General features: G+C 62.5%; 23 protein-coding genes. 11 read left to right on the top strand and 12 right to left on the bottom strand.

Translation table 11 applies throughout. The features are described 5' to 3' along the window. Nucleotides 1-92 precede the first annotated feature (92 nt). Entirely contained in the window at nucleotides 93-1,457 is a 1,365-nt protein-coding gene (locus BLR35_RS10455; protein ID WP_090381398.1) for an RNA-guided endonuclease InsQ/TnpB family protein, read from the bottom strand. 302 nt (nucleotides 1,458-1,759) lie between these two features. Here BLR35_RS10455 and BLR35_RS10450 point away from each other — a divergent pair, with 302 nt between their 5' ends. Beyond that, a complete protein-coding gene (locus BLR35_RS10450) occupies nucleotides 1,760-2,728 on the top strand; it encodes an oxidoreductase (RefSeq protein WP_090381396.1) in 969 nt (322 codons plus the stop codon). Nucleotides 2,729-2,763: 35 nt separating this feature from the next. On the opposite strand, the gene BLR35_RS10445 is transcribed toward BLR35_RS10450, so the two are convergent. Continuing rightward, entirely contained in the window at nucleotides 2,764-3,405 is a 642-nt protein-coding gene (locus BLR35_RS10445; protein WP_090381393.1) for a metal-dependent hydrolase, read from the bottom strand. Between the two features lie 96 nt (nucleotides 3,406-3,501). On the opposite strand from BLR35_RS10445, the gene BLR35_RS10440 reads away from it, so the two are divergent. After that, nucleotides 3,502-4,068 (top strand): DedA family protein, encoded by a 567-nt coding sequence (locus tag BLR35_RS10440; protein WP_090381391.1) that lies wholly within the window; start codon nucleotides 3,502-3,504, stop codon nucleotides 4,066-4,068. Nucleotides 4,069-4,088: 20 nt separating this feature from the next. On the opposite strand, the gene BLR35_RS10435 is transcribed toward BLR35_RS10440, so the two are convergent. After that, nucleotides 4,089-5,390: a DUF2238 domain-containing protein gene (locus tag BLR35_RS10435; RefSeq protein ID WP_090381388.1), complete on the bottom strand. Its 1,302-nt coding sequence runs from the start codon at nucleotides 5,388-5,390 to the stop codon at nucleotides 4,089-4,091. A 427-nt stretch (nucleotides 5,391-5,817) separates the two neighbouring features. Here BLR35_RS10435 and BLR35_RS10430 point away from each other — a divergent pair, with 427 nt between their 5' ends. The 3 genes from BLR35_RS10430 (at nucleotide 5,818) to BLR35_RS10420 (ending at nucleotide 8,383) form a co-directional block, all read left to right on the top strand. After that, nucleotides 5,818-6,831 carry an ornithine cyclodeaminase family protein gene (locus tag BLR35_RS10430; RefSeq protein ID WP_090381385.1) on the top strand — a complete coding sequence of 338 codons (1,014 nt, stop codon included), beginning with the start codon at nucleotides 5,818-5,820 and terminating at the stop codon, nucleotides 6,829-6,831. Between the two features lie 75 nt (nucleotides 6,832-6,906). Next, nucleotides 6,907-7,689, top strand: coding sequence for a competence/damage-inducible protein A (locus BLR35_RS10425; RefSeq protein ID WP_090381383.1), 783 nt, complete (start codon nucleotides 6,907-6,909; stop codon nucleotides 7,687-7,689). A 220-nt stretch (nucleotides 7,690-7,909) separates the two neighbouring features. Next, nucleotides 7,910-8,383, top strand: coding sequence for an NUDIX hydrolase (locus tag BLR35_RS10420; RefSeq protein WP_090381380.1), 474 nt, complete (start codon nucleotides 7,910-7,912; stop codon nucleotides 8,381-8,383). Nucleotides 8,384-8,693: 310 nt separating this feature from the next. Here the strand turns inward: BLR35_RS10420 and BLR35_RS10415 are convergent, their stop codons facing one another. After that, the gene (locus BLR35_RS10415; RefSeq protein ID WP_090381377.1) at nucleotides 8,694-9,593 is read right to left on the bottom strand and encodes a polysaccharide deacetylase family protein; all 900 of its coding nucleotides are present in this window, start codon (nucleotides 9,591-9,593) and stop codon (nucleotides 8,694-8,696) included. A gap of 221 nt (nucleotides 9,594-9,814) precedes the next feature. On the opposite strand from BLR35_RS10415, the gene BLR35_RS10410 reads away from it, so the two are divergent. Then, nucleotides 9,815-10,285, top strand: coding sequence for a cupin domain-containing protein (locus tag BLR35_RS10410; RefSeq protein WP_090381374.1), 471 nt, complete (start codon nucleotides 9,815-9,817; stop codon nucleotides 10,283-10,285). Nucleotides 10,286-10,531: 246 nt separating this feature from the next. Here the strand turns inward: BLR35_RS10410 and BLR35_RS10405 are convergent, their stop codons facing one another. After that, on the bottom strand, nucleotides 10,532-11,047 hold the full coding sequence (locus BLR35_RS10405) for a hypothetical protein (protein WP_090381372.1): 516 nt from the start codon (nucleotides 11,045-11,047) through the stop codon (nucleotides 10,532-10,534). Between the two features lie 128 nt (nucleotides 11,048-11,175). On the opposite strand from BLR35_RS10405, the gene BLR35_RS10400 reads away from it, so the two are divergent. Together BLR35_RS10400 and BLR35_RS10395 are read left to right on the top strand one after the other, a co-directional pair. Continuing rightward, nucleotides 11,176-12,393, top strand: coding sequence for a PQQ-binding-like beta-propeller repeat protein (locus tag BLR35_RS10400; protein ID WP_090381369.1), 1,218 nt, complete (start codon nucleotides 11,176-11,178; stop codon nucleotides 12,391-12,393). Then, nucleotides 12,390-13,298 (top strand): hypothetical protein, encoded by a 909-nt coding sequence (locus BLR35_RS10395; RefSeq protein WP_090381366.1) that lies wholly within the window; start codon nucleotides 12,390-12,392, stop codon nucleotides 13,296-13,298. The genes BLR35_RS10400 and BLR35_RS10395 overlap by 4 nt, the downstream gene beginning before the upstream one ends. 4 nt (nucleotides 13,299-13,302) lie before the next feature. Here BLR35_RS10395 and BLR35_RS10390 read toward each other — a convergent pair whose 3' ends face one another. The 3 genes from BLR35_RS10390 to BLR35_RS10380 all read right to left on the bottom strand — a co-directional run bounded on the left by BLR35_RS10390 (nucleotide 13,303) and on the right by BLR35_RS10380 (nucleotide 16,127). Next, complete coding sequence (locus tag BLR35_RS10390; protein ID WP_090381365.1) at nucleotides 13,303-13,575, bottom strand: DUF3006 domain-containing protein; 273 nt, start codon at nucleotides 13,573-13,575, stop codon at nucleotides 13,303-13,305. Beyond that, nucleotides 13,572-14,729: a ComEC/Rec2 family competence protein gene (locus tag BLR35_RS10385; protein ID WP_090381362.1), complete on the bottom strand. Its 1,158-nt coding sequence runs from the start codon at nucleotides 14,727-14,729 to the stop codon at nucleotides 13,572-13,574. Before BLR35_RS10385 ends, BLR35_RS10390 begins: the two co-directional genes overlap by 4 nt. A gap of 63 nt (nucleotides 14,730-14,792) precedes the next feature. Further along, the gene (locus tag BLR35_RS10380; protein WP_090381360.1) at nucleotides 14,793-16,127 is read right to left on the bottom strand and encodes an MFS transporter; all 1,335 of its coding nucleotides are present in this window, start codon (nucleotides 16,125-16,127) and stop codon (nucleotides 14,793-14,795) included. Nucleotides 16,128-16,774: 647 nt separating this feature from the next. Here BLR35_RS10380 and BLR35_RS10375 point away from each other — a divergent pair. After that, nucleotides 16,775-17,794, top strand: coding sequence for a zinc-dependent alcohol dehydrogenase (locus BLR35_RS10375; protein WP_090381357.1), 1,020 nt, complete (start codon nucleotides 16,775-16,777; stop codon nucleotides 17,792-17,794). A 336-nt stretch (nucleotides 17,795-18,130) separates the two neighbouring features. On the opposite strand, the gene BLR35_RS10370 is transcribed toward BLR35_RS10375, so the two are convergent. After that, the gene (locus tag BLR35_RS10370) at nucleotides 18,131-20,242 is read right to left on the bottom strand and encodes a family 10 glycosylhydrolase (RefSeq protein WP_090381355.1); all 2,112 of its coding nucleotides are present in this window, start codon (nucleotides 20,240-20,242) and stop codon (nucleotides 18,131-18,133) included. Nucleotides 20,243-20,561: 319 nt separating this feature from the next. After that, nucleotides 20,562-21,764, bottom strand: coding sequence for an aminotransferase class V-fold PLP-dependent enzyme (locus BLR35_RS10365; protein WP_090381352.1), 1,203 nt, complete (start codon nucleotides 21,762-21,764; stop codon nucleotides 20,562-20,564). A 108-nt stretch (nucleotides 21,765-21,872) separates the two neighbouring features. On the opposite strand from BLR35_RS10365, the gene BLR35_RS10360 reads away from it, so the two are divergent. After that, a complete protein-coding gene (locus BLR35_RS10360) occupies nucleotides 21,873-22,571 on the top strand; it encodes a PIG-L deacetylase family protein (protein WP_090381350.1) in 699 nt (232 codons plus the stop codon). A 46-nt stretch (nucleotides 22,572-22,617) separates the two neighbouring features. Beyond that, the gene (locus BLR35_RS10355; protein WP_090381347.1) at nucleotides 22,618-23,622 is read left to right on the top strand and encodes an alpha-amylase family protein; all 1,005 of its coding nucleotides are present in this window, start codon (nucleotides 22,618-22,620) and stop codon (nucleotides 23,620-23,622) included. Here BLR35_RS10355 and BLR35_RS10350 read toward each other — a convergent pair whose 3' ends face one another. After that, nucleotides 23,623-24,423: a creatininase family protein gene (locus BLR35_RS10350; protein WP_244510224.1), complete on the bottom strand. Its 801-nt coding sequence runs from the start codon at nucleotides 24,421-24,423 to the stop codon at nucleotides 23,623-23,625. A gap of 46 nt (nucleotides 24,424-24,469) precedes the next feature. After that, the gene (locus BLR35_RS10345; protein WP_090381345.1) at nucleotides 24,470-24,844 is read right to left on the bottom strand and encodes a RidA family protein; all 375 of its coding nucleotides are present in this window, start codon (nucleotides 24,842-24,844) and stop codon (nucleotides 24,470-24,472) included. Between the last annotated feature and the right edge of the window lie 67 nt (nucleotides 24,845-24,911).

The following is a 24,911-nucleotide window of genomic DNA, read 5'->3' as shown; positions in this document are numbered from 1 at the left end:
TCTGATCTGCAGCGCCACTCGTGAACTACCCCACCCTACTCGCTCACGGCTGACGCCGTTCGCTCCTTGAGGGTGGCGTGAGACCGAAGGTCTCACGGACCATGCGAACGGGCGCTTCGCGCCCGTGAGCAGATGGGGCTTCCTGCTTCGACGACGCGCTTTGCAGGAACCGAAGTGGTTCCCGTAGGGAGCGCACTCTCCACAGGCGTTCGAAAATCGCACAGCGATTTTCGCAGCCCATCAGAATCGCACGGCGATTCTGAGGACGTTGATTCGGAGCGTCCCGCTCCTACCTGCTTGATACCGCGAGAAAGAATGTTCCACGCCGCATTCCAATCCCTGTCCGCTGTGAACCCGCACGACGGACAGGCGTGTTCGCGTACCCACAGCGGTTTCTTGGTCGAGACACCGCAGGCTGCACACTCTTTGGTTGTCCCTCGTGGATTGACGGCGACGAAGTGCGTGCCTTCGCGTTCGCACTTGTACTCGAGCATCTGAAGGAACGTTCCCCACGCCGCTCCGGCACGGTTCCGAGAGTTGCCGTCGAGTTCGACCAATCCTTTCGCATCAAGGTCTTCGACGGCCACGAGATCGTACTCTTGAGCGTAGTAGTTCGAGAGTTTGTGAAGGAAGTCTCGGCGCTTGTTCTTCAGGTCGGCGTGACACTCAGCCACGCGACGGCGTTGCTTCTCGTAGTTGTTCGAGCCGTGCTCTTTGCGCGAGAGTTTTCGTTGCTCGCGCTCGAGCCGTTCGCGTTCGTCCGAGAGGTCAACAGATTCGACCGCGTGACCATCGGTGTCGTGTGCGTACTTGAGGATGCCCACGTCGATCCCGACAACGTTCTTCAGCCGGTCGGGTTTCTCCGGTGGCTCTCGATCGACTTCGACACCGAAGGCGGCGAACCACTCGCCCGTCGGTTCTTTCTTGAGCGTGACCTGTTTGAGTGCGGCGTCGTCCTCAGAAATCTCCGATTTCTGATGGGCTGCACAAGAGCTGTCGCTCTTGTGAACGTCGGGGATCTCTCGGTGGAGTCTGATCGGTATGTCCGCGAGTTTCGAGAGCGACAGGACAGTCTGACCGCCCTTCTCGTCGAGCTTGAAGCCAGACTGGTTGTACGTGAAACTGCGGAACTCGCGTGGTGGCTTCCACTTGAGTTGGCCGACTCCGTAGCCGTTCTGCTTGAGCGCAGAAAGGCTACTGAGGTTGTCGAACAGTCGTTCGACGACGGTCTGAAGAACTTTCGAGTACACGTCCGAGAGATCATCCCACCACTTTTTGAGGGCAGGTAGCTCCGACCGAAGCGTGGTCATGGACGGTAGTTCGCCGTGGTCCTCTCGGTACTCGTTGAGGCGGTAGCGAGTGTGATTGTATAGTTGCCTACAGATATCGCGGTGGCGGTCCAACTCCTCGCGTTGGGCGTCGGACGGCTCGAGGCGATACTTGTAGGAGTAGTACATTCTACTCGCGTTCCTCGATTAGTTCGTCCAGTTTTTCGCGGACAAACGACGAGAGGTTGAGGTGCTGGTCCTCAATCCACTCGTCTTGGTCCTCCCGAATGGTGATGGTCTTCCGTTTCACCGTATGCACACCATGCATGACATGCGTAAAGTATTAACGATTACGTGAGCCTGTGGGCCTGCTGTAGTACAGTCCAAGAAACTCTTGCGGCGCTGTATCCCCTCCCTGCTTGCGCCTCCGGCGCTCGCTGAGGAAGGGGGCTTAGCGCCACTCCTAAACCGCTTCTCTCGCAAATCGGTACATGGGCTGGACCGAAGCGGACGTTCCGAACCAGCGCGGACAGACCGTCGTCGTCACCGGTGCCAACAGCGGTATCGGGTACGAAGCGACGCGAATGCTCGCCGAGCAGGGTGCAACCGTCGTCATGGCGTGTCGCAGCGTCGACCGCGGCAGGGACGCGGCGATGGCGATCAAATCGAAAACCGACGCCGGAACGCTCGTCGTCGTCGAACTCGACCTCGCGAACCTCGAGTCCGTCCGAACGTTCCCGGATCGACTCGCCAGGTCCGAAATCGGCGGGGATGGAACCGTGCCGGACGTCGACGTCCTGATCAACAACGCAGGCGTGATGGCGATCCCTCGCCGGGAGACCGTGGACGGCTTCGAGATGCAGTTCGGCGTCAACCACCTCGGCCACTTCGCGCTCACCGGAACGCTTCTCGACTCCCTCGCCGCCGCCGCCCGCGTCGTGACCGTCTCGAGTATGGCACACGAGGGCGGCGAGATCGACTTCGACGACCTGCACGGCGAGGAGTACGGCAAGTGGACCGCCTACGGGCAGTCGAAACTCGCGAACCTCCTCTTCGCCTACGAACTGGATCGCCGCCTCGAGGCGTCCGACCGTAACGTCACGAGCGTCGCCGTCCATCCCGGACTCTCCGCGACGAACCTGCAGGCTCGTGGCCCGAAAATGGCCGGTTCGACGGTTCGACTCGCGTTCATGCGCATCGTCAACGCCCTCTTCGCACAGTCGGCTGCCAGCGGCGCGCTGCCGACGGTATACGCTGCAACGGCATCCGACGTCGACGGCGGCGAGTACTACGGTCCCGGCGGCTTCCTCAACGTTCGCGGTGCGCCCGACCGCCAGGAATCCGCGGCACAGTCACACGACCGTGAAACTGCCAGAAAACTGTGGCAGGTCTCGGCGGAGCAGACGGGGGTCGCGTTCGACCTCCCGACATCAGCGGTCGCGGAACGCGACGACGCGTAGACGACAGGCACGCGAGTACCGTCCGCTCGCCGATCCTACCGTCCCGCCGTCTGCCAGGACCGATCGGAGCCGACGTCCTCGAGGTACCGATCCGGCACGTACGGGAGTACGCTCGCCGGCAGCCGCCGGACGACGACGGGAGCGAGTTCGGCGAGGATGCGCCTGAATGCGGTGTAGACGGCCGCGACGACGATCGCCGCGATCACCACCCACTGCAGGACGCCCTCGAGTGCGTACAGCAGTGGGACTGCGAGCGTAACCGACAGCAGCAGATCTCCCGGCGAACCGTCGTACCGGACCAGTTGTCGGGGGGCGATCCAGGTCCCACGGTAGTGATCGTACACCGCTCGCTCGGAGTTGCCTTCCCACGGCCGCAACTCGAGTCCGCTCCCGAAGACGTCGGTCACACAGTGAAGAGCGGCCCCGAGCAGGAAGAGGGCGACGGCGACGGTCATCGTCGTCGGGACGAGGACGGCGACGACCGTCGCGCCGGCGGCCAGGAGGCTGTAGTACACCGGGAAGTGGAGGGTCTTGCGGTGGCCGGTGTACATATCCAGGTCGGGGAAGATCCCGCCGAGTAAGCCCGCCGCGAGTGCGATCGGTGCGAGTTCCGGCGCCACGGCTACCAGCGGTAACGCGAGGGCCATCCCGCCGAGGGCGTGGGTCGGAAGCATCATCGTGTCCTTCTAGAAGGGACACATCCCCTTCAACGTATCGACGAACGCGTCGTCTCAAAACAGCTAACTGACGATGAACTGAAGAGGAACTATCGCATGGAACTCGAGACGACGCTGGCCGAACTGGTCCTCACGGTCGGGGTCCCGGTGCTCGCGATCCTGTACTTTCTGGAGGGATTGTTTATCGGGAAGCTCCTCCACCCGTCGATGTTGCTCATCCTGTACATCGTCGTGACGGAACCTGGCGTGGTGGTAATGCTACTCGTCCCCGGTATTTGTGCGCTGGCTGCGACGGCGGGACAACTGGTGCTATACTACGGATTCAACGACGACTTCGACGAGGACACGCGAATCGGTCGAGCCGTCCCGTATTTCGATCGCATTCCAGCCATCGTCAAACGTCGTATCGGTCCCGATCGGATGCAGTTCATCAACCGTCAGTTCGATCGGTTCGGCGGGAAAGCGATCTGTCTCTCCAACGCGACGCCCGGACTCCGGGGACTAATGACCGTCGTTGCGGGGTTGAACGGGTATCCACGACGTGAGTTCGTCCTCCTGTCGGCACTCGGGAACGCGATCTACATGGTGATCCTGCTCGCCGTGGCGAACGGCCTGCTGGAAGCGATCCAGTTCCTCCCCGAGTGGGATGTCGTCCCCTCGTGAACTGAAACAGGTGGAGTCGCTTACGAATCCGATTCTCGAGCGTCGAACCGCTCCTCGAGCTGGGTTGCGAGACTGTCGGAGAATTCGGTGAGGTACACCGTTCCCCATGTTGCGACGATAATCGCGCCCAGGACGTTGAACATCATGTCGACGATGGTGTCGTCGATGCCGTGTTGGGCTAGGACGGGATCGATGCCGAGAACGAGTGCACCCTGATCGACGAAGAACTCGAGGATTTCCCAGATGACTCCCATGGCAAGTATGAACACCAGGGTGAACGCGAACATCGCCCACCGTGGGAGGTGGATCGATTCGCCGTGGATGTGAAGCGCCTGAAGCGTGGCGTATCCGGCGGCGGCGACGACCGTGGCCGAGAGTGTATGCGTGAGGTGGTCCCAGGTCGCGATGGCGTCGTACAGTCCGGCGGTCCCGATTGCGTGCAAGAATACGGCACTCGTCACCCAGAGTGCGAGTCCGGGTTCGACTGTAATGTTGAAGTCCCGGTTTAGTACAGCGGGGATGAACGTAATGACGAGAGCGAGTATGGCGTTGGTGATGACGGGGAGTTGGAGCGTCCAGAGACCATAGGCGAGGACGACGACGAGAGCGATCTGCATCGCACGGACCAGTTGTCGCTGCCGTCTCGTCGAGATGCCCAGTCGTTCGCTGAGAGCGACACTTTCGACGTCTTCCTCGGCTGACTGACGTGCCGAGGGAACGGCCGTTCTGGAGTCGGTTTGGCCGGATATCGTGTGGAAATAGGCGTAAAAGATTGCACCAGCGAGAAGCCCGGCCAGGGTCACGTAGATGAGTTCGATCATCACCGCCGCGTTGATCGCATCCTGTGTTCGCCCGTCGAGTAAGAACGCTGTTCCGAACAGGACGTCGGACGACCAGCGGAGGATGTTCAACAGCCCACCCATCGCGAGGGTGAACAGGACGGTGAGAACGACGGTGAACCACGGGACCAGACGAAGCGGCGTGAACCGGTGGAGTTCGACCGCCATCAATAGGCCGAGCGTGGCGAGTGCGAGGCTCGGGACGATGGCCGTCGCCATCTGGGGACCGAACGCATCCCACAGGACGGGCAGACAGATTAGCCCGACGAAATACCACGGCGGAAGCACCGTCGGATCGCGAAACGCGATCGCCGGCGCGACGATGATAGCGATCGCGACCGCGCTGAACAGGACGGATTCGTACTGCTCGAGAAGTATCCCGCCAAAAAGACTCCCTCCGAGGACGAGAACGAGGAGCCACGAGAGGACCGTATTTCGAGACGATTCGACGAACAACGCGGCGAGTTTGTCGGTTTCAGTCATACTTGGTTCGGTCGGACAGAGCGAGAGAAATCGATCGGGATGATCGGCTATTCATATTGACATAGCGACACTGAGACTATAAATAAACGGTGGATGGACGCATGTGATCGACAGTCGATCACCTGGCGAGCATGGAACGATACATAGATGATTAGATCGACACCTATCTCCTTATATAAGTCTAACAACTTAATCTACTCTATATTGGGTTCAGTCTATCAATCGCTCTATCGGTCGCCGTAGACAGCCGAGGTCCTGACCCCGACAGTCGCGTTCGGGGAATTAACCCCCTTAGTTATATTTATTCCAATATGTTATCATCTTTGACTACAAAACGCTGGCCTCCTCGTGTGAAGCTCTCCATCCGACTGCACCACGGCTCGAGAACCACGCCGCCTTTTTCTTGCTCGCCTCGGTTCTAGTCTCCATGACCGAGACGCTGTTTCTCTCGAGCGACGAAATCGACGGGCTCGCGACGCCCGAAGCGTACGTCGAGGCCGTCAGGGACGGCTACCGGCAGGTCGGCGAGGGCGCGCCGGCACACCCGCGCCAGAAGTTCCGTCGGTCCGATCCCGACGGTATGTTCACCAGTTACGCGGCCTTACTCCCCGAAACCGGCGCGATGGGCGGCTACATGTACGGCGCCGGCTTCGGCGCGGGAGACGCCTGGTTCGTGACGCCGCTTTTCGACGCCGAGAGCGGCGAACCGCTGGCCTTGCTCGACGGCGCGAGCATGAACCCGTTCAAGACGGGTGCCGCCGGTGCCGTCGCCGTCGACGAACTTGCCAGTGAGGACGCAACGACCCTCGCCGTCATCGGTAGCGGATCACAGGCTCGTGGCCAACTCCACACCACCGCGACCGTCCGGGAGTTCGAGGAGGTCCGCGTCTACTCGCCGACCCGCGAGAACCGCGAGGCGTTTGCCGAGGAGTTCGACCAACTTCTCGAGGCGACCGTCACCCCCGTCGACTCGAGCGCGGACGCAATCTCGGGTTCGGACGTCGTTATCACGGCGACGAAGTCCAAAGAGCCGGTCTTCGACGGCGACAACCTGGATTCCGGCACCCACGTGACGGCGATGGGCCAGTACGAGGAGGGAAGTCACGAAATCGACGTTCGGACCGTCGAGCGATCGACGTACGTTCCGGACCTGCGCGAGCGGGCGACGTTCGACGCCGGAGCCTTCCTCGCGGCGCTCGAGGAGGGTGCCATTACGGAGGAGCACGTCCACGCCGAACTGGGCGAGGTCGTCGCCGGGAACGCGCCTGGGCGGACGAGCGACGACGAGATCACGGTGTTCGACAGCGGCGGGACGGGAATCGAGACGGTCGCTGCGGCCCACATGCTGTACGAGCGTGCCCGGGAGCAGGATCTCGGTTCGACGATTTCGTTCGCACCGGCGAGCGAGGCGTTGACGGGGACGTTACCCGAAGAGTTATAGGCGGACTCGAGTTGGCCGGAGACGTCAGCGATTGGGTTTTTGCGTTCGAACCGCTAACTGCCCGGTAGAACGACGATGGAGGTAGCGATCATCACGGTCGGCGACGAACTGCTGTCTGGCGATACGGTAAACACGAACGGGAACTGGCTGGCGACCCAGCTTTCCGACCGCGGCGTGACCGTCACCCGGCTCCTCTCGCTGCCAGACGACCGAGACCTCGTCTCGAATCGAGTGGCCGACTACTCTGCGTCGTTCGACGGTGTCGTTGTGACCGGCGGCATCGGCGGCACGCCCGACGACGTGACGATGGACGCGGTCGCGGACGCGTTCGACCGCGGCATGGCCGTAACGGAGCTGGCTCTCTCGGACGTCGAACGTCGGCTGGCCGAGATCCAGCAGAAGCTACCCGAGCACGACCTCGCAGTCGACGCCGAAGCCGAGGCCGCACTCCCCGAGGGGAGCCGTCCGCTGCTCAACGAGGCGGGACTCGCACCCGGCTGCGTGATCGAGAACGTCTACGTCTTCCCGGGGATCCCCGAGGAACTCGAGGCCATGTTCGGGACCGTCGCGGACGAGTTCGACGGCGAGCGACGCTCCCGGTTTCTCTACACGGTCGAACCGGAGGCGAACATCGTCCCGACGCTCGAGGAGGCGATGGACCGGTTCGCGGTCACGGTCGGCTGCTACCCCGACCGCGAGGCGGGACACAACCGGTTGAAGGTCGTTGGAACGGACGACGGGGAGGTGGCTGCGGCGAGCGACTGGCTGCTCGAGACGATCGACGCGAGCGAGACGCCGGTCTCACGCGAGTGGGGCGATGGCGACGACGGCGACGAGCCGAATTATAGTAACAACTGAAACTGTTTGCACACCGATCGCACCGCTGTCGTGCGATCGGGTGCGCACTGGCTTTCAGTGGCTACTATAGTAGTCGTCTCCATGGCGGGGGTTCTGTAATCATCGTGCGTCCCCCGTCTACTACGGGGACAAACAGCGTCTCGTGGCCGATCAGGAGGACTGAACCAATCTACGAGTGGATGTCGATATCGATATGTGGGCGTGTTCAGAGACCGGAGGTATGGAGACGACTCGTCATTTTACTGGAACGATTTACGTGGTCAATCGCGGCGCAACCGCATTGCACGATCACAAGCACCTGGGAATCACGATCCCACCGGGCGGTCACGTTGATCGGGACGAACTCCCGCACGAGGCTGCCCTTCGAGAAGTACGGGAAGAGACGGGGCTCGAGCCAAACCTTCTCGATGAGACTCGAGACGTTTCTGCACCTGCTGGGAGAGCACTTCCGCAACCACGCCATCAGATGCTCTACGATATCAACGTCCACGACGGAACCGTTGGACACCAGCATATCGACCACATCTACTACGCAACCGTCCCGAGCCGTGATATCTCACCAGAAGACGGTGAAGAAAGCGCGGAATCGTGGCAGTGGTATACAACGGATGAGCTTCGGAACAGTGACCTCTCCCCAGACGTAGTACAGTTCGGTATCGAAGCAATCCAGGCTGCGGAAAGCGAGTCAACGTGAGAAAAGCGAGTGCGTAAACGGGGCGTCGACGTGGGAATCGACACGGCCCACTCACGGGACGGATACGATAGAAAAGAGGCCTTCTCCCTCGACGTGACCGCAGCCAGTCACGCCGATTTTCCTCACCGGAGCCCAGCGTCGACTGGACGAGGTGAGTCCGCACGACCCAACTAACTCTCTGATACCGGTCTACGGCGGCGGGGAGCGGCTCCGCAAGCACGGATCGTCTTCGCCGGCGATCTCTCCGGACAGAAAGCGAAATTCCGGCTCGCGCTCCCACTCGAGGCGTTTGACTTCCGGGAATCGACGATCAGACGTAGTCGCTCTCGGTCTCGTACACCGACGGATCCTCCCTGTACTTTTCGGCGACCGTCTCGAGCGTGACGAACTGGGCGTTCTCGTGGCCTTGGACGTACTGGATGAACTCCTCGAACAGCGGGATCATGTGAGGGAGTCCGTGGATGTCCGGGTGGATCGTGAACGTGTAGACGCCCGCGCCGCGCCGATTGTAGAGGTAATCGAACTGGCGCTTGTAGTACTGCTCGTACATCATCTCGGGGTCCTTGTACCCGGCGTGGTAGATCGGCTGTTTGATGAACAGCATCGGTGGGATGTCGTCGCGATACCAGCTGATCGGAATCTCGACGACGTCGGTCTCCTCGCCGTACTGGTACGGCTCCATCCACGTCTCGGGGTTCTTGTCGTAGTCGATTTTCTCCCAGCTATCGCCCTCGCGCATCCAGCCCGGTTCGAACATGCGTTCCATCAGGCTGCTGTCGTAGTCGAAGCCGTGCTTCTGGACGAGTTCCGGCGTGTTCTCGCTGAACTCCCACCAGCTCGCGCGGTGGCCGACCGGTTCCGACCCCGTGACGTCCTCGATGAGGTCGATCGATACCTCGAGGATCTCGTCTTCCTGCTCTCGCGAGAGGTCGGTCGGGTTCTCGTGGGAGTAGCCGTGGACGCCGAGTTCGTGACCGTCTGCAGCGACGGCCTCGATCTCGTTGCGGAACGTCTCGATCGTGTGGCCGGGAACGTACCACGACGTCTCGATATCCTGGTCGTCGAAGAGCGCGAGCATCCGCGGGATGCCTTCGCTTCCGGCGGCCAGCCCTCTCGAGAGGTCGGCCGGGGAGTCCTCGCCGCCGTAGGAGCCGAGCCAGCCGGCGACGCAGTCCGCGTCGACGCCGATCGCAACGTCTACTGTGCCCATAGCAAGGAGGTCTCTCACGAACCAGGGGTAAAGAGGTGTATCCCGGCTATCGACGACCGTATTGCGATCCGACCGGTTTCCGTGACACAGGAGACAGCTATCAGCAGACCGTGCACAATCGTTATGTTTTGAACGAGCGTATACTGTACCGATTCACGACGGAGTGCTCGAGACGTTTCTTTCTCCCGCTGCTCGCAGTCGAGGAATCACGAGGGATACAGATGGCCACAGAGGGCAACGTCAAACAGGGCGGAGTACAGCCAGTCGAACTCTATCGATTCGAGGGGACGGACGTCTGGCAGGAGGGCGACGAGCACGCACGGGTCCGCGGGTACTTCCCGTTGACGCCGGGCATGCCGAACGCGAGCGAGGTAGCCGGCGAAGAGTTGATGATCGTCTCCATCGAGATCGAACCCGGAAACTACCTCCCGACTCACCGCGACAGTAACGAGGAACTGCTCCTCGTCACCGACGGGACGGTGGCGGCGACGGTCGGTGAGGAGACGGTCGAACTCTCGAGCGGACAGTGTGCGATCGTTCCCGAGATGGAACCCCACGGCATACGGAACGACGGCGACGAGACGGCACGCATCATCGGATTCTTCCCGAACGACGAACTGACCGCGACGTTCGACGAGACCTTGATGCCGTTCGACAGCACGGTCCTCACGATCGGCGGACAGACCGAGTGAACGCCGTCGACCGAGTCCGACCTATTTTCGTCGGTCGCTGACTCCGCTCGACCGATCGATTTCTCGAAACTCGAGCGTACCCCGAGAGCGCGAGATCCAGTTCGGAAACCCGTACCTGGTGCGTCTTCGCTCACGCTGCGTGTACCGTCACGGTCGGCGCGTTGGGCTGGACGAGCGTGATGAGAATGGAGACCGGCAACTACTCGTGATAGTGTTCGACCGCAGAAGTGACCGATCGGGACGTCGTTACCTGATCATCCAGCCGAATCCACCGCCACAGTGTGTCGAACCGCCGCCACCGGAGTCCGCTGCCATTCTGAGCCCGTGATCCTGTCCACGGCTGTCGCAGGTGACCGTTCGCGACCACGTCCGGGTCTCGTCGTCGTCGCTCTCGACGATGTACAGCGTTACGTCGCCGTGGGACCAGCCGTCGACGACCCCGGTGGTTGTTTCGTTGGGGCCGACGGTAAACGACTGGCTGTTGACTCCCTCATCAACTAGCGTCACGTTCTGGTAGCTGGTCGTCCAGACGAGGTCGTTGTAGGTGACGAGTCGTTGTTCACCGTCGTCGGTCGTCACCTCGAAGTTGAGATAGCCCGCTGCGTCCAGGTCTTCGACGGTGTAGGCCGTCACCTGGTAGGAAACGTTGTCGTCGTTCTCTATCGTCAGGACCGGTTCGGGCGTCCCAGTAGCGAACCCCACGCCGACGAGGACTGCACCGAGGAGGACCAGAGCCAGGAGGACGGAACGGCGAGAGACCATACAGCTGATTGAACCGTTCTCGGTAAAAATACGTTCGGTTCGACTGGAATCTATCGCTCGAGACGCGTTCCACGAACAGGTATCGGGAGAAACAATTAGGAGAAGTGAGAAGAACGGGTACGATACGAATGCCCTCCAGACGGACACTCCTTGCAGGCGTAGGGATCGCGCTGGCCGGCGGGACCACCGGCGCAGCGTTGGCTTCCCGGCCGGAATCGCCGTCCTCGTCTCCTTTCGACTGGCCGATGGCACAGTACGACCCCGCCGGAACCGGCTACAATCCCGACGCGTCGGGCCCGACCGACGACGTACAGGTCGCCTGGGAACACGATTCGACGGAGTGGTTTCGAGGCGCGAGCGCACCCATCCGACTCGGCGACACGCTCTACGCCGTCGGAAACGGACTCGTCGCACTCGAGGTCGACAGCGGCGAGCGCCAGTTCGCCCGACACGGCCCGTACACCTCGAGCGCGGCTGTCGCCCGTGCGTCGGCGTACCGGACAGAGACGCTGGCGGTAACGTCGACTGGCGGCGTCTACGGCCTGAACGCCAGCGGCGGACTCGATGTCCCCGGACTCGAGCGCGGACTCGGTAGCCAGCGCTGGGAGGGGCCGGGAAGCGGCCAGTACCGACCGACGAGCGAGCACGCTCCGACGACGGACCCGATCGCAGTCGACGAGACGGTGTACGCGACGGTTCCCGGAACGAACGACCTCGTCGCCGTCGACGCCAGCGACGGCACCGAGCGATGGCGCGTCACGGTCGAGGACGACGACATCGTCAGCGCCTCGTTCGGGCGGCCGACAGTCCGCGATGGCACCGTCTACGTCGCGAACTGGCCCAACCGAGTGAGTGCGTACGACCGCGAGGACGGCACCGAACGCTGGCAGCGGGACCTCGAGGACCAGATGCAACTCTCCTCGCCGGCAACTGAGGAAGGCGTCGTCGTCACGTCGCGAAACGGCGTCACGCTGCTGGACTCGGACGAGGGCAACACGATCTGGCGACGCGACCTCGAGGGCAACGCGATCGACGGGGCTGCTGCAGTCGCCGAGGGGACGGTCTTCCTGAGCGACGGAAACGACCGGTTTCACGCGCTCGACCTCGAGACGGGCGAGTCGCTGTGGTCCGTCCCGTTCGAGCGAGAGACGACGCCGGTCGTCGCCGACGGGATGGTCTACGCCGTCGAGCACGATGCGGTACTGGTCGCTCTCGAGGCCGACACAGGAGAGGAGCAGTTCAGGTACGAACCGCCGGAGGTCCCGCTGTCGCCGCCGATCGTCGGTGACGGACGGCTGTACGCGGTCAACCGGGGACGGATCGTCGCACTGGCGGAGGAACCATGACGGACGAGACCGAGTCGGGCCCAGTATCGGCCGACGAAAACGGATCGACGGGCGACGGAAACTCTCCCCCGAGAGAGAAGGGGGAGCCGACTGCCGGTGCCGGGACGATGGCGGGTGAGGACGGCGGTACCGACGGGAACCCGAAGTCACCACCGTACCGTCGTCGGAAACCCGTTCTCACTGCGGTCGCGGCCCGACTTCGTAGCGATCCGTGGCTCTTCGTTCCGTTTTTCGTGGCAGGCTGTGTCCTCCTCGTCGCCGACCTGCTTCGAGAAACCGACGCCGTGCCGACCGCTTCGAGCGTCGGCGACTCGACGTTCCACGTCGCGTACTCGATCTATCCGACCGGAACGACCGTAACGGAGCGATCGCTGAACGCCCTCGTCGACCTCGAGTTGCCGTTGCTGGGCTACGCGCTCGCACTCGAGGTTCTCGCAGTCACAGTCATCGCCGTCGCCGGCTGGATGACGATGATGCGAGCGAGCGACGAGACCGTTCACTGGAACCGGTTTCTCGTCTACTTCGGCGGTGTCTTCCTCGTCACCGTGCTCTTCGAAACCGGCGACGCGGTCGGACTCGAGTACACGACCGGCAGTCTCCTGGTCGGCGTGGCGTTACTGGGGCTCGTGCTGTTCGTCCTCGTCCGACTCTTCCTGGCACCGGTGGCAGTGCTGTACGAGGACGGGATACTGCGCCCGATCGCTGCAGGCTGGCGGTACTCGCGGGGCCACGGATTCACGCTGTTCGGCGTCCTTCTCGTCGTCGGCCTTGGCTCGTGGTGGCTCGCCCACGTCCCGTCGGCCGGGACGCTTCTCAGCACGACGATTGCGGGGACGGTCCACGCCGTTTCGCTCGTCGTCCTGTACGATCGGTGTCGCGACGAGTCGACGGTCGAAAACGAGTAAACCGCTACCGCTCCGAGAGCCGGTCCGAAAGCCGCTCGAGTCGCTCTCGAGCGGATTCGCGTCTATTGCTCGTCTCCTCGGGGCGGTACTCCGCGTCGACGAACTTCCCGTCCGAGACGGTGACCGACAGGACGCCACCCTCGTCCCGTGCCGGCTCCGGGAGCCGATCGACGCGGACGTCCAGCTGGTCGACCGCCTCGCCGCCCTCTTCGAGCAAGATCACGGCCGTCTCGCCGTCGACGATGCGATCCACGACGCCGGTGAAGGTCCCGTTCATCCTACGAGGGGAATAAGACCTGCCGGCGTATTAACCATCGCCGGCAGACTCGAGTGGGCGTCGTCCTCCGCGTGTTTCTCCTCGAGAAGATCCTCGGCGTCCGTCGAGAACGTCGTCTCCGCTTCGACGTCGATTTCGCTGCCGTCCGTCGTCACGACGACGTCGCCGTGGACGCCGGTCCAGTAGGTCTCGATCCCGCGATCCGCGAACTCCTCGAGCACCTCGTCGTGTGGATGGCCGTACTGGGAGTCGTAGTCGCTCGAGATGACCGCGATTTCCGGCGAGACGGCGTCGACGAACGGCTCCGTCGAGGACGTCGACGACCCGTGGTGGCCGGCCTGGTAGACGTCGCCCTCGAGGTCGTCGCCCCACTCCTCGACCATCCGCTGTTCGGCGTCTTCCTCGGCGTCGCCGGTCGTCACGTACCGGAACTCGCCGAACTCGAGGGCGAGCGAGACGCTGTTGTAGTGGAGGTCGTCACCAGACTCTCCCGCGGGTGGGTTGGTCACGAGCGCCGAGACAGACTCGTCGTCGATCGGGAGTTCGTCGCCCTCCTCGACGAGCAGCAGTTCGACGTCGTACTCTTCGACGGCGTCGAGGTAATTCTCGTAGGTCTGGGAGGTGTGCGGAATCCCGGAGTCGTAGGCAGCCCCGATCCCGTCGCCGTCGGTCTCGAAGTGCTCGATCACCGCGGCGTGGCCGCCGATGTGATCAGCGTGCGGGTGAGTCGCGACCAGGTGATCGATGCGGTCGATATCGTGGGACTCGAGGTAGTCGATCACATCGCTCCCGTCCTGTCGCCAGTCGCCGGTGTCCACGAGAATCGTCTCGTCGCTCGGCGTTATCAGCAGCGTCGCATCGGCCTGACCGACGTCGATGTGATGGATCTCGAGGTCGCCGTCGACGGTTGCGGCATCGGTCGTCTCTTCGTCTTCGGTATCGGTCGTCGTCTCCTCGTCTTCGGTGTCCTCGTCTGGTTCGTCCTGAGTGCCTGCTTCGTCGTCTTCGTCGCTCTCGCCGTCGTCGGGTTCGTCGACGTCCTCTCCGGAGAGGTCGTCCTCGACGGTGGCGTTATCGCCACCGTCAGGTCCACCGACACACCCCGCGAGAACCAGCATACTCGCCACGAACAGAACCAGAAGAACTCGTCTCATCTACCCGTCGTTATCGCGCTCGCGGGAAGACTGTTCTGGCACGGAGAGGCTCGAGGCGATCGACTACTTGTACGCCTCGAACTCCTCGCCGAAGACCACGAAGTAGGCGACGCCGATCAGACCGATCATCGTCGCGATCGTAAAGGAGAGTTCCGGAGTGGCGAACTCCCAGAGGAACCCGCCGAGTACACCGCTGGGGATTACGATCGCTCCCCGGACGAAGTAGTACGACCCGGTGACTCGGCCACCTGCACCACGCTCTGCGGGGCCGACGATCAGGGCCTTGTGTGCGGGCAGTCCGGCGAATCGGAGTCCGGAGAAGGCAAAGAGAGCGATGAGCAGCCAGGTTTCGTCGATCCCCCCGACGGCCTCCGGACCGAAGATCAGCAAGACCGGGAAGATCGCGTACACGAAGAAGCCGAGACCGACGACCGGTTTGAGACCGACCCGTTCGGCGATCTTGGCGGCTGGTGCCATCGTAAGCAGCGCGACTAGCATCTCGACGCTCAGCAGGACGCCGAAGAATGCGGCGGGCGAGAGATCGACGGTCCCGTACACGGGAACGGTCGTCGTCAGCCCGATCTCCATGAGCTGGGTGATAACCAGGATGAAGAAGGCGTACACCATTCCGTTGGCGAATCGGACGAAGGTATCCGCCACGAGCAGTGGACGCAGTGCGTCGGGCAGTGCCCGAAGGTCGTCGACGATCTGGCCGAATCCCTCGAACTCCTTGCCGACGGTGTCCTCGTCGGCCTCGTAGAGGTAGTGCTGGGCGATCGTCCCGAAGAGAGCGAAGACGATGCCGATCACGAGCACCCAGAGGAAGCCCGGCATCAACTCGTCGGCCACGAGAACGGCGACGATCAGCGGCGCGAGCAGGAAGGCAGTCCGCCGGAACGTCTCCGTGCTCGCGAACCCGCGAGCCAGCCGCTCCGGTTCGGTCGCCTGCTTGACGATGGCGTAGTGGCCGCCGATTCCAAAGGACTTCCAGCACTGGGCCAGCAACAGGCCGACGAACACCCAGACCCACGGCTCTAAGACGACCACACCGAGATCGATCGCCGGAATGTACGCCGAGGCAAGCCAGATTGCGAAGCCAAAGGCCGAGACGAACCCGAAGACGGTCAGGGCGTATCGCGAGCCAACGCGGTCGGAGACGACGCCGCCGTAGTAGGGGTAGACCGCCCCGATGACGTTTCCGAGCGTGGCGAACAGGCCGACGACGAACCCGCCAGCCCCGAGGTAGACGAGATACTCGGGGAGAAACCGGTTGGTCATCTGGAAGCCGAGGCTGAACGCGAACATCGCCAGCGAGAGCACCAGAACGTCCCGCTGCAAGGAGAAAAACTGACGGAACGCGTCGACGGGCCCGGATACTTCGGCTCGTCTCTGTGACATACTGACAGTAACTGGTAAAAGAACTCATAAAACCGGCGGTTCAGCGGACATGATCGAATCAGGGCGACTCCGAGACCTCCTCGGGTTCGGCCGGGCCCAGCAGTACACGCAGGTGCAGAACGATGTTTTGATACCCGCCCACAACAGATAATAGGTCTGTCACTTTTGGAATAGCATAAGAAAACAACTAATCATTCAACCAATCTCGAGATCGTGTTTCGGTAGTGGAATGTTATTTCAGTCCGAGCTAGGAACCTGGCGGAAGACGCCACGATGAAGCTGTTACGGGCCCCTCGAATCCCTACGTTGGTCGATAACCTTTCGTTTCGTGTGAGATCCGTCGAATCGGCCATCTCTTCCCGGCTTCAGCGTGAACGAGCGTCTTGTCGGCGGTCACTGCCGGCTGTCTGCTTTGATGGACCACCGAACAACGGTCTGTCTTGACGCCTACTATCCAATAATAAAACAGTATTCAGATCTGGTATATTGATGCTAGCTACCTCGAGCACGTTCGACTCGCCGGTCGACTTCTCTCGACTCGTTCCCTCCGACTTCCGCGACCGAAATCGACCGGGCGGGTAATCGGTCACGAAGAAGACCAACGATAGCATCGGGGTTTTTAACCCGTCAGTGGTAGAGTACTCCCTATGCGAGCGATCGTTACCGACGGTGAGGACTCCGTCTGGGAAGAGCAGCGAGAGCGCCCCGAACCGGACTCCGGCGAGGCGCTGGTGAAGATCCGCGCGGTCGGCATCTGCGGAAGCGACATCGGTTTGATTCACGGCGAAGGGCCGCCGTGGACACGGTATCCGCTCGTCCCGGGCCACGAGATCTGTGCGGAAGTGATCGAACTGGGAGACGGCGTCGACTCGCTGTCGGTCGGCGACCGCGTCTCGCTCCACGGATTCGTCTACTGTGGGACGTGTACGCCGTGTCGCGAGGGCCGATACTACCAGTGTGACGACCTCCGAGAGATCGGCTTCACGATCGACGGTGGCTACCGCGAGTACGCCGCATTCCCCGAAGAGACGCTTCGTCCGCTCGAGGACGACATTACCGATCTCGAGGCAACGCAGATCGATTCGGCCGGCTGTACGCTCCACGGACTCCAGCGCGTCGAGACGTCGTTCACCGACACGGCGGCCGTGCTGGGCCCCGGCTCGCTCGGTCTCTTCGGCGTCCAGTTACTGAAGGCGCGGGGCGTCGAAGATATCGTGCTGACGGGGACACGTCAGGAGCGTCTCGAGGTCGGCGAGCAGTACGGGGCAACGCGAACGATCAACGTCAACGAGGAGGATCCGGTCGAGGCGATCCGGGAGTATACCGACGGCGACGGAGTCGACCTCTGCGTCGAGACGGCCGGTGCCGGTGACGTGGTGAACACGTGTCTGAAAGCGACGAAAAAACGCGGTTCGGTCGTGTTGACCGGCGTCTTCGACGGAAAGCGCGAGATCGATCCGAACGACATCGTCGCGAAGGAACTGAAAGTAGTCGGCGGCGTCACAGCAGCCCACGCGGTCGACGAAGTCGCCGAACTGTTCCAGCGCGACACGCTGTCGGTCGAGGGAATCGTCACCCACGAGTTCGATCTCGAGGAGTACGAGTCCGCCCTCGAGACGGTAATGAACCGAGAGGACGGCGTGATCAAGGCCGTGTTACGTCCCTGACTCTCGAGCAGGAACTTGCCGAGAGCCGTTACAGGTACTACGGACTTACTTGCGACGTACGCGGCCTCGTCGTCGAGGGGCACATGGAGTTGGAAGGCGTCGTCACCTGCGACGGTCGATGGTGGGCTCTCTCAGTGTCTCAGTCCGACATCGATGCCACAGATCCCGATGGCTCGAATCCGAACAGGGGCTTCCCCGTCGTCGGGTTCGGGGTGCTCACGGGATTCTTTCCTGATGGCTTCAGTCCCGTCGGTAACGGTTCCTCTCATACATATCAGTAGATGCTACTTTCACCTGAATGGGTATGATGGAACGGGCTCGAGATGGAGACCGCCGTCAGTTACCGTTGCCGTTTCCCCGACCGCCATCACAGCCCGGCCCGTCGGGGTCGACTGCCGCGCCTTCGGGGAGGCAGTCGGCCTCCAGTACGTCGGGCGTGTTCGGTGTCGTCGCGCAGTTGTTCTCGTTTTCGACGACGACCTCGCCCGAGGAGAGCGATGCCGCAACGCCGAGGATCTTGCCGTCGGCGGTATACGTGACTACCGGTGCGTCACCGAACTGACCTGGGATCGTGGTCGTATTCTCCTCGGTGATCGCGACGGTTTCACACACCGCCTCGCCGTCGGATTCGACGATAACGTGTGCGGTCGGGGCTTCGTCGTCGGCAGTCGCAACGTCGTCTTCGCTGACGACGATCCGGGCTTGACCGCAGCCCTGGAAGCAGACATCGAACCGTTCGAAATCGACACCCGTATCCAGCGCAGCCGGCGTCACTGACCCGGCTTCGACCGTGATAGTGGTCGATTCGTCGCCGGACTCGACAGTGTATTCGCCGGGGTCGAGTGCCGCGAACCCAACCCAGCCAGAACCGTCGGTCGTGCGCTCGATGGTCTCTCCCTCACCCGAGAGGGTTACCTCGGCCTGGTCGAGTGGCTGTCCGCCTTCGGTGACAGTCACGCTGATGTGCCCTTCCTCGTGAACCCACGGCATCTCTGGAATCGCTGTTTCGTCGGCGAACACCGGTTCGGCGTCTTCACCCGCTTGCTCCGGTGGGTCCTCGGTAAACATCTCCGTGATCGTGTCGTGTGCCTCCGCCAGCGTCATGTCTGGGTACTCTTCGTCGAGTTCAGGATCTTCGCCGTCCCGATGGAGGTAGCTCCGTTTCGGGTTCGCATACGAGAAGCCAGCCCAGCCGTTTGCTGTACTGTCCTCTTCAGTGTGGATCCACGACGGGTCGTTCGCATACCGGTGTTCGCTGGGTTCCTGCGCCACACGAATCTGGGCGTCGGTGTCTTCGAGGAAATTGAAGAAGTTGGCCTGGCCGATGACTGCATCACGTTCGGTGGCGTTTTGCAGATCCTTGAGGTAGTCGGCCCAGCCGCGGTACTGATCGCGCTGGTTGTCAACGAACTCCCGAGCGTAATTCATCACGATGTTCGTGTCGATGATGCCCTCGTACATCCAGCCACGCCAGTCCTGCATGATCTGGAACCAGTTACCCTTGCGCTGCCACGCGTCGTCAGCGTCGAGCCACGAAGCTTCGGCATTCGGTCCGGCAATCGGTGCCGGTCCCCAGGCAATGCCGTCGATGCTCACCCGCAGCGACGGATCGTGATCTTTCACCGTTAGGTAGATCCGCCGCACCAAGTCCGTCACCTGCCGACGGCGCCATGCGGTCCAGTCGATATAGTCCTGACCGACGACGCCAGGATCCATCGGCGGGAACTGGACTTCTTCGGGCGGCTCCGGTACGTCGTCGTATTCGGTCGCCTCGAGGAACCGCTGGACTGCAGTTTCGTTGTACCCGAACTCCTGATGGTCCTCAACGTCCGGATACCGGATGTAGTCCAGGTTGATCCCGTCGACGTCGTAGTTCTCGACGATACTCTCGACGGTCTCGACGAAGAACTCGTGTACACCTGGATGACCGAGGTCGAACGCGTAGTCCCCGCCCAACTCGATGACGTCGCCGTCGGGCGTCTGGCTCACCCACGGGTCCTCGCTGTCCGGACCGTGTGCGTTCACTGGGTGATCCTCCGATTCAGGCAAATCCTCTGGGTCCGCCATCTTCCCTACCACCAACCACGCGTGCACTTCCAGACCGTGCTCGCTTGCCTTCTCTATCAACAACGCCAGCGGATCGATATCGTCGTCCACCTCCGGATCTTCCGTGCGTGGCGGGTGACCCTCGTCACCGTAGAAGTCGCCCCGGCGTACTACCTGCGCGATGATCGCGTTCAGGTTCTGCTCGACGCTTCGTTCGACCAGTGCATCGATCTGTTCCTCGGTTTTGATGCCGTCGTTGAACGCATCCGCCCAGTACGCACGGAACGACTCCGTTGTGCCACCAGTGTCTGCTGCGATGGTCGTCGTTGCCGTACTACCGAGAGCAGTCAATCCAAGTCCTGTACCTGTCGCCTTGATGAAGTCCCGTCGTTCGAACGTCATGATTTGGGTTGAGAGGTCACTCCCGGAATCTCCGACAGGCGTCGGAGTGAGCTACCGGAGCCCCTCCCGAGAAGGGTCAAGAAGATAGTATATTAATTTTATGTGTGGGATTCTAGTGGTTGGTGGATTTAATATAACGTTGATTGCCACTGATTAGCCGCCAGTGAGACCGATCCTCCGAACACCCCGTTGACGCGAGTACAGCATGGATCGCTGGAACGTCGACCTCCATCGGGCATCCCAATCCGCCGCCGAGCACGAACTGTCACAGGCCGAATCGTGTGGGTGGCCCCTCTCCATCGTAAACGACGGGAGGAGGTTACCCCAGGTGGTCCCTAAGCCGTTCAATCACGTAATCAGCCTCCTCGTCGGTCAAGCACATTGGATTGACGGTAAACTGGTTCCGATCGAGGTCGTCCGCGCCGACGTAGATTCGCGGCGTCTCCTCCCGAAGTTCCCGGACGACAGTCGTGGCCGACGTTTCCGTGGTAGTCTCGGGGCTGACGACGACCTCCGGAGTGACCGCAGTCTTTCCGGCTTCCGTCAGCGACGTCTCGACCCCGTCGAGATCGGAAAGCCCCTCCGCGATCGTCTCCGCACGACGCTGCCACTCGGCGAGCCGTTCGTCCTGGTCTTCCTCGAGGAACAGTTCGAGCGCCGTGATCAGCCCGACGAGTTCCTCTTTCCCGACTTTCATTCCCCGGCCGATTCCCTGCCGAGGGACGCCCCCGAGCGCGTCGACGTCGAGAAGCTCCGACGGCGGAACCCAGGCGTCCTCGGCGGCGTGCATGTCGAGGTGCTGGGCGGCTACCGACCGAATCAGGTCCTCGCGTCCGGCCAGGAAGCCGGTCGTCTGCGGCCCACGGATCGCCTTCCCGCCACTGAACGCGACCAAATCAACGCCCATCTCGACGAACCGTTCCAGGTTCTCGACCGGCGGCAACTCGGCAGCGGCGTCGACGATCACCGGGACGTCTCGCTCGTGGGCAATCTCGACGACGTCCTCGAGCGGCGGCCGGCTGTAGGACTTTTGCATGTAGGCGACCGCCGCGGTGTCTTCGGTGATCGCGGCGTCGATCTCCCATAGCTCGGTGTTCTCGGCACCCGTTCCGAGGTGGGCGTCGTTCGTCCCGACGTCGACGATCGTCGCGCCCGCGATCCGGTAGGCGTGGTCGTACCCGGTGCGGTGGGTTCGAGGGACGACGATCTCGTCGGCGAGTCCCTCGGTATCCGGCAGCTGTGCCATCGCGGCGAGGTCGTTGCCCGCGATGGTCGCCGCCGCCGCGAGCGTGAGACAGGCACTGGCTCCCGAGCAGACGTAGCCCGCCTGTGCACCGGTAACCTCCTGGATTAGCTCCGACGCTCGCGCCTGCAGGTCGGAGATCCGCGCGAAGCCGTCGGCCGCCTCGCACATTGCCTCGGCAGCCGCCGGTCTGATTCGACTTCCACCGATCCGAGTCTTCGTTCCCGTGGCGTTGATCACGTCCGGTACTCCGATCCGTTCGTACACTGAATCGGCCATCACGAACCCGTACGAATAGCTGACAGATAAGAATAGGGCACACTCGAGTCGTCCCCTTCAGTACCCGGAGCGATCAGATTTAACTCACCCCGGTGTGAATCGAGAGCTATGCGCATCCTTGCGTTAGTGGCACATCCGGACGACGCGGACATCTTCTGTGGCGGAACGCTCGCCAGACACGCCGACCGCGGCGACGACGTGACGATCGCACACCTGACTGCCGGCGAGTACGGCGGGTTCGACGCGACCGAAGCGGAGGTCGCGGCGACGCGTCGCGAAGAGGCTCGTCGGTCGGCCGAGACGCTCGGCTGTGACTGTACGTTCCTCGAGTTCGAGGACGGACGCGTCCAGAACACGCTCGAGAACCGCCTCGAGATCGTCGACGTCATCCGGGAGTACGAACCGGAGTTGATCGTCACCCACCACGACGACGACATGCATCCGGACCACCGGGAGACGTCGAAACTGGTTACGGACGCCTACTACATGGCGTCGCTGCCGATGGTCGAGACCGAACACGCACCCCACGACCCGGAGAACGTCTACTTCTTCGGGAAGCCGACCGCGGAGTTCGAACCGGACGTGTACGTCGACGTCAGTGACTACCAGGACCGGAAGGAGGAGGCGATCCTCCACCACGAGTCGCAGGTCGAGTTCCTCGAGGAACACGGGGGGATCGACGCCGAGTTCGACGACCTGATCGAGAACGTCAGGGCCAGAGCGCGAACGCAGGGAACGACGGCGGGCGTGGAGTTCGCCGAAGGATTCAGCCGGCACCACGAGGTCGCCGACGACGGGCTCAGGTAGGTCTCGCGAAAAGAATTAACACTCCATCTCTCGTCGGATAGCGTGAATGCTAGAACGCGGTACCAGTTACTTCGGCGTGAGAAACGTCGATCACGCGACCCGAGATCTGGATCGATTTGCGGACGCGGGACTGAACGCGGTCTTGCACACGTTCAGCGAGCGCGACCTGCAGTACTATCGCGGCACCCTCGAGCGAACGATCGAGGCGAGCCACGAGCGCGGATTCACCGTCTACGTAAACCCCTGGGGTGTCGGGCGCGTCTTCGGCGGCGAGGCACTGTCGGAGTTCGTCGGTCGCCACCCCGAGGCCCGCCAGCGGCTCTCGAGCGGCGACGCGGTTCCGGCGGCCTGTTTCAACCATCCGACGTTCAGGAGGTTCGTGCAGGAGTGGACCGAGGCGGCGGTCGGGATCGGCGCGGATGTCGTCTTCTGGGACGAACCCCACTGGTTCATCTCGGAGTGGGCCGACGTCGACGTCCCCGAGGGTGCGTGGGCCTGTCACTGCGACCACTGTCAACGTGCGTACGAACGCCGGTACGACGAACCGCTTCCAGACGAGCGGACCGACCGAACCGACGAGTTCAGGGAGGAGTCTCTGCTCGAGTTTCTCGAGGAGACGATGGCCGTCGTCCGCGATGCGGGCGCGCGCAACGCCGTCTGCCTGCTCCCGCGCCAGGACGCCGCACACGGGCTCTCCGACTGGGACACTCTCGCGGCGAGCGATCACCTCGACGTGTTCGCGACCGATCCCTACTGGGATGCGTTCGAGCACGCGACCGACGCGACGTCGTTCGTCGCCGAGTACACGGATCGGGTCGTGGCGCTCGCCGACCAGTACGACCTGCAGAGTCAGATCTGGATCCAGGGGTTCCGGCTCGACGACGACCCCGAGACCATTCGTACAGTCGAGAAGGCGACGAAAACGGCCGTCGAGGGTGGCGTCGACAGCGTCTTCACGTGGGGGTACGACGGCTGTGCGTCGATTTCCAGCATCGCCTGCGACGATCCCGAGGCGGTCTGGAACACGTACCTCGACGCGCTTCCGGACTGATCAGGTATCCCGGTTTCGCTCGTGGATCTCCCGGAGGAGCGTCTCGAGTTCGTCCCCGAGTCGCTCGAAGAGTTCGCGCCCCTTCTCGGCCGACGCCAGTTCGGGTTCGCCGATCGCACCCGACTCCGAGTACTCCTCGAACGATCGGTAGACCGAGAGCGGTCCCGGCGCGAGGAGGTCGGCGTCGCCGAGGTCGTACGGCTCCTCGAGCGGTGTCGCGTCGCCGTCCTCGCGAACCAGGTCGGGATAGAGGTGCAACAGCAGTGAGGTCTCGAACTCGCCGCCGTGAGCCATCCCGCCGTCCTCGCTGTCACGGATCTCGTCGGCGAACGACTCCGCCAGGGAGAAGTACGTGATGCCGGTCACCTCGGCGTCGGGATGATCGACGCCGATTTCGCTGACTGCCGCGCCGACGAGCGGGCCGTTCCCGCCGTGGCCGTTGACCAGCAGGACGGCGTCGAACCCGTTCTCGAGGCCGCTCGAGACGACGTCCTCGACGACGGCGAGTGCGGTCTCGAACGAGAGCGTGAGGGTGCCGCCGAACTGCAGGTGATGTGGCGAGTAGCCGCTCCAGATCGGCGGCGTGACCGCGACTGGGACGTCCGAGGCGAGTTCGGCACCGCGGGTCGCGACAGCCGAGGCCAGCAGCGTATCCGTCCCGACCGGGAGGTGGTCGCCGTGCTGTTCGACGCTTCCGACGGGGACGATCAGGATCGAGCCGTCCGACTCGCCGACCTCGCGGATCTCTCCTGCTGTCCGGCCGACCCAGGAACTCGAGTGCGTGAGCTGATCACGAATCACACGAATTGAATCTCAGTACGTCCACAAAAACCTTCGCGTCGTCCGATCAGACCGACGCGATGACTTCGATCTCGACGCCGATGTCGATGGGGAGGTCCTCGACCTGAACGGCGCTGCGTGCCGGATACGGCTCGCTCATGTAGCGACCGTACACTTCGTTGATGGCGTCGTAGTCGTCCATGTCCTGGACGTAGACGGTCGCCTTGACGACGTCGTCGAGCGAACAGCCGGCCGCCTGCAGGACTGCGTCCACGTTCTCGAGCGTTCGCTCCGTCTGGGTCGCGATGTCGCCGTCGACGATTTCGCCCGTGTCCGGGTCGACCGGTCCCTGGCCGGAGACGTAGAGTCGATCGCCGTCCAGGACCGCCTGCGAGAAGGGACCGATACTCTCCGGTGCCTCGTCAGTCTGGATTGCTTTCATCCAGCGTGAACTTCCGGCGGATACGTATTAAGTGTGGTGTGCAGTCGAACGGCGGGTAACCGTCGAA

The organism is Natronobacterium texcoconense, from assembly GCF_900104065.1.
Lineage (GTDB): Archaea > Halobacteriota > Halobacteria > Halobacteriales > Natrialbaceae > Natronobacterium > Natronobacterium texcoconense.
Note: the sequence above shows the minus strand (reverse complement) of the source record. Positions and strands in the feature narration are given on the sequence as shown.

Excerpts from the sequence above, each read along its gene's own strand:
- BLR35_RS10445 (WP_090381393.1), bottom strand. The coding sequence starts at position 3,405 with ATGATGCTTCCGACCCACGCCCTCGGCGGGATGGCCCTCGCGTTACCG.
- BLR35_RS10430 (WP_090381385.1), top strand. The coding sequence starts at position 5,818 with ATGACCGAGACGCTGTTTCTCTCGAGCGACGAAATCGACGGGCTCGCG.
- BLR35_RS10450 (WP_090381396.1), top strand. The coding sequence starts at position 1,760 with ATGGGCTGGACCGAAGCGGACGTTCCGAACCAGCGCGGACAGACCGTC.
- BLR35_RS10405 (WP_090381372.1), bottom strand. The coding sequence starts at position 11,047 with ATGGTCTCTCGCCGTTCCGTCCTCCTGGCTCTGGTCCTCCTCGGTGCA.
- BLR35_RS10380 (WP_090381360.1), bottom strand. The coding sequence starts at position 16,127 with ATGTCACAGAGACGAGCCGAAGTATCCGGGCCCGTCGACGCGTTCCGT.
- BLR35_RS10360 (WP_090381350.1), top strand. The coding sequence starts at position 21,873 with ATGCGCATCCTTGCGTTAGTGGCACATCCGGACGACGCGGACATCTTC.
- BLR35_RS10390 (WP_090381365.1), bottom strand. The coding sequence starts at position 13,575 with ATGAACGGGACCTTCACCGGCGTCGTGGATCGCATCGTCGACGGCGAG.
- BLR35_RS10365 (WP_090381352.1), bottom strand. The coding sequence starts at position 21,764 with ATGGCCGATTCAGTGTACGAACGGATCGGAGTACCGGACGTGATCAAC.
- BLR35_RS10420 (WP_090381380.1), top strand. The coding sequence starts at position 7,910 with ATGGAGACGACTCGTCATTTTACTGGAACGATTTACGTGGTCAATCGC.
- BLR35_RS10410 (WP_090381374.1), top strand. The coding sequence starts at position 9,815 with ATGGCCACAGAGGGCAACGTCAAACAGGGCGGAGTACAGCCAGTCGAA.
- BLR35_RS10425 (WP_090381383.1), top strand. The coding sequence starts at position 6,907 with ATGGAGGTAGCGATCATCACGGTCGGCGACGAACTGCTGTCTGGCGAT.
- BLR35_RS10345 (WP_090381345.1), bottom strand. The coding sequence starts at position 24,844 with ATGAAAGCAATCCAGACTGACGAGGCACCGGAGAGTATCGGTCCCTTC.
- BLR35_RS10455 (WP_090381398.1), bottom strand. The coding sequence starts at position 1,457 with ATGTACTACTCCTACAAGTATCGCCTCGAGCCGTCCGACGCCCAACGC.
- BLR35_RS10440 (WP_090381391.1), top strand. The coding sequence starts at position 3,502 with ATGGAACTCGAGACGACGCTGGCCGAACTGGTCCTCACGGTCGGGGTC.
- BLR35_RS10370 (WP_090381355.1), bottom strand. The coding sequence starts at position 20,242 with ATGACGTTCGAACGACGGGACTTCATCAAGGCGACAGGTACAGGACTT.
- BLR35_RS10395 (WP_090381366.1), top strand. The coding sequence starts at position 12,390 with ATGACGGACGAGACCGAGTCGGGCCCAGTATCGGCCGACGAAAACGGA.
- BLR35_RS10400 (WP_090381369.1), top strand. The coding sequence starts at position 11,176 with ATGCCCTCCAGACGGACACTCCTTGCAGGCGTAGGGATCGCGCTGGCC.
- BLR35_RS10435 (WP_090381388.1), bottom strand. The coding sequence starts at position 5,390 with ATGACTGAAACCGACAAACTCGCCGCGTTGTTCGTCGAATCGTCTCGA.
- BLR35_RS10415 (WP_090381377.1), bottom strand. The coding sequence starts at position 9,593 with ATGGGCACAGTAGACGTTGCGATCGGCGTCGACGCGGACTGCGTCGCC.
- BLR35_RS10375 (WP_090381357.1), top strand. The coding sequence starts at position 16,775 with ATGCGAGCGATCGTTACCGACGGTGAGGACTCCGTCTGGGAAGAGCAG.
- BLR35_RS10355 (WP_090381347.1), top strand. The coding sequence starts at position 22,618 with ATGCTAGAACGCGGTACCAGTTACTTCGGCGTGAGAAACGTCGATCAC.
- BLR35_RS10385 (WP_090381362.1), bottom strand. The coding sequence starts at position 14,729 with ATGAGACGAGTTCTTCTGGTTCTGTTCGTGGCGAGTATGCTGGTTCTC.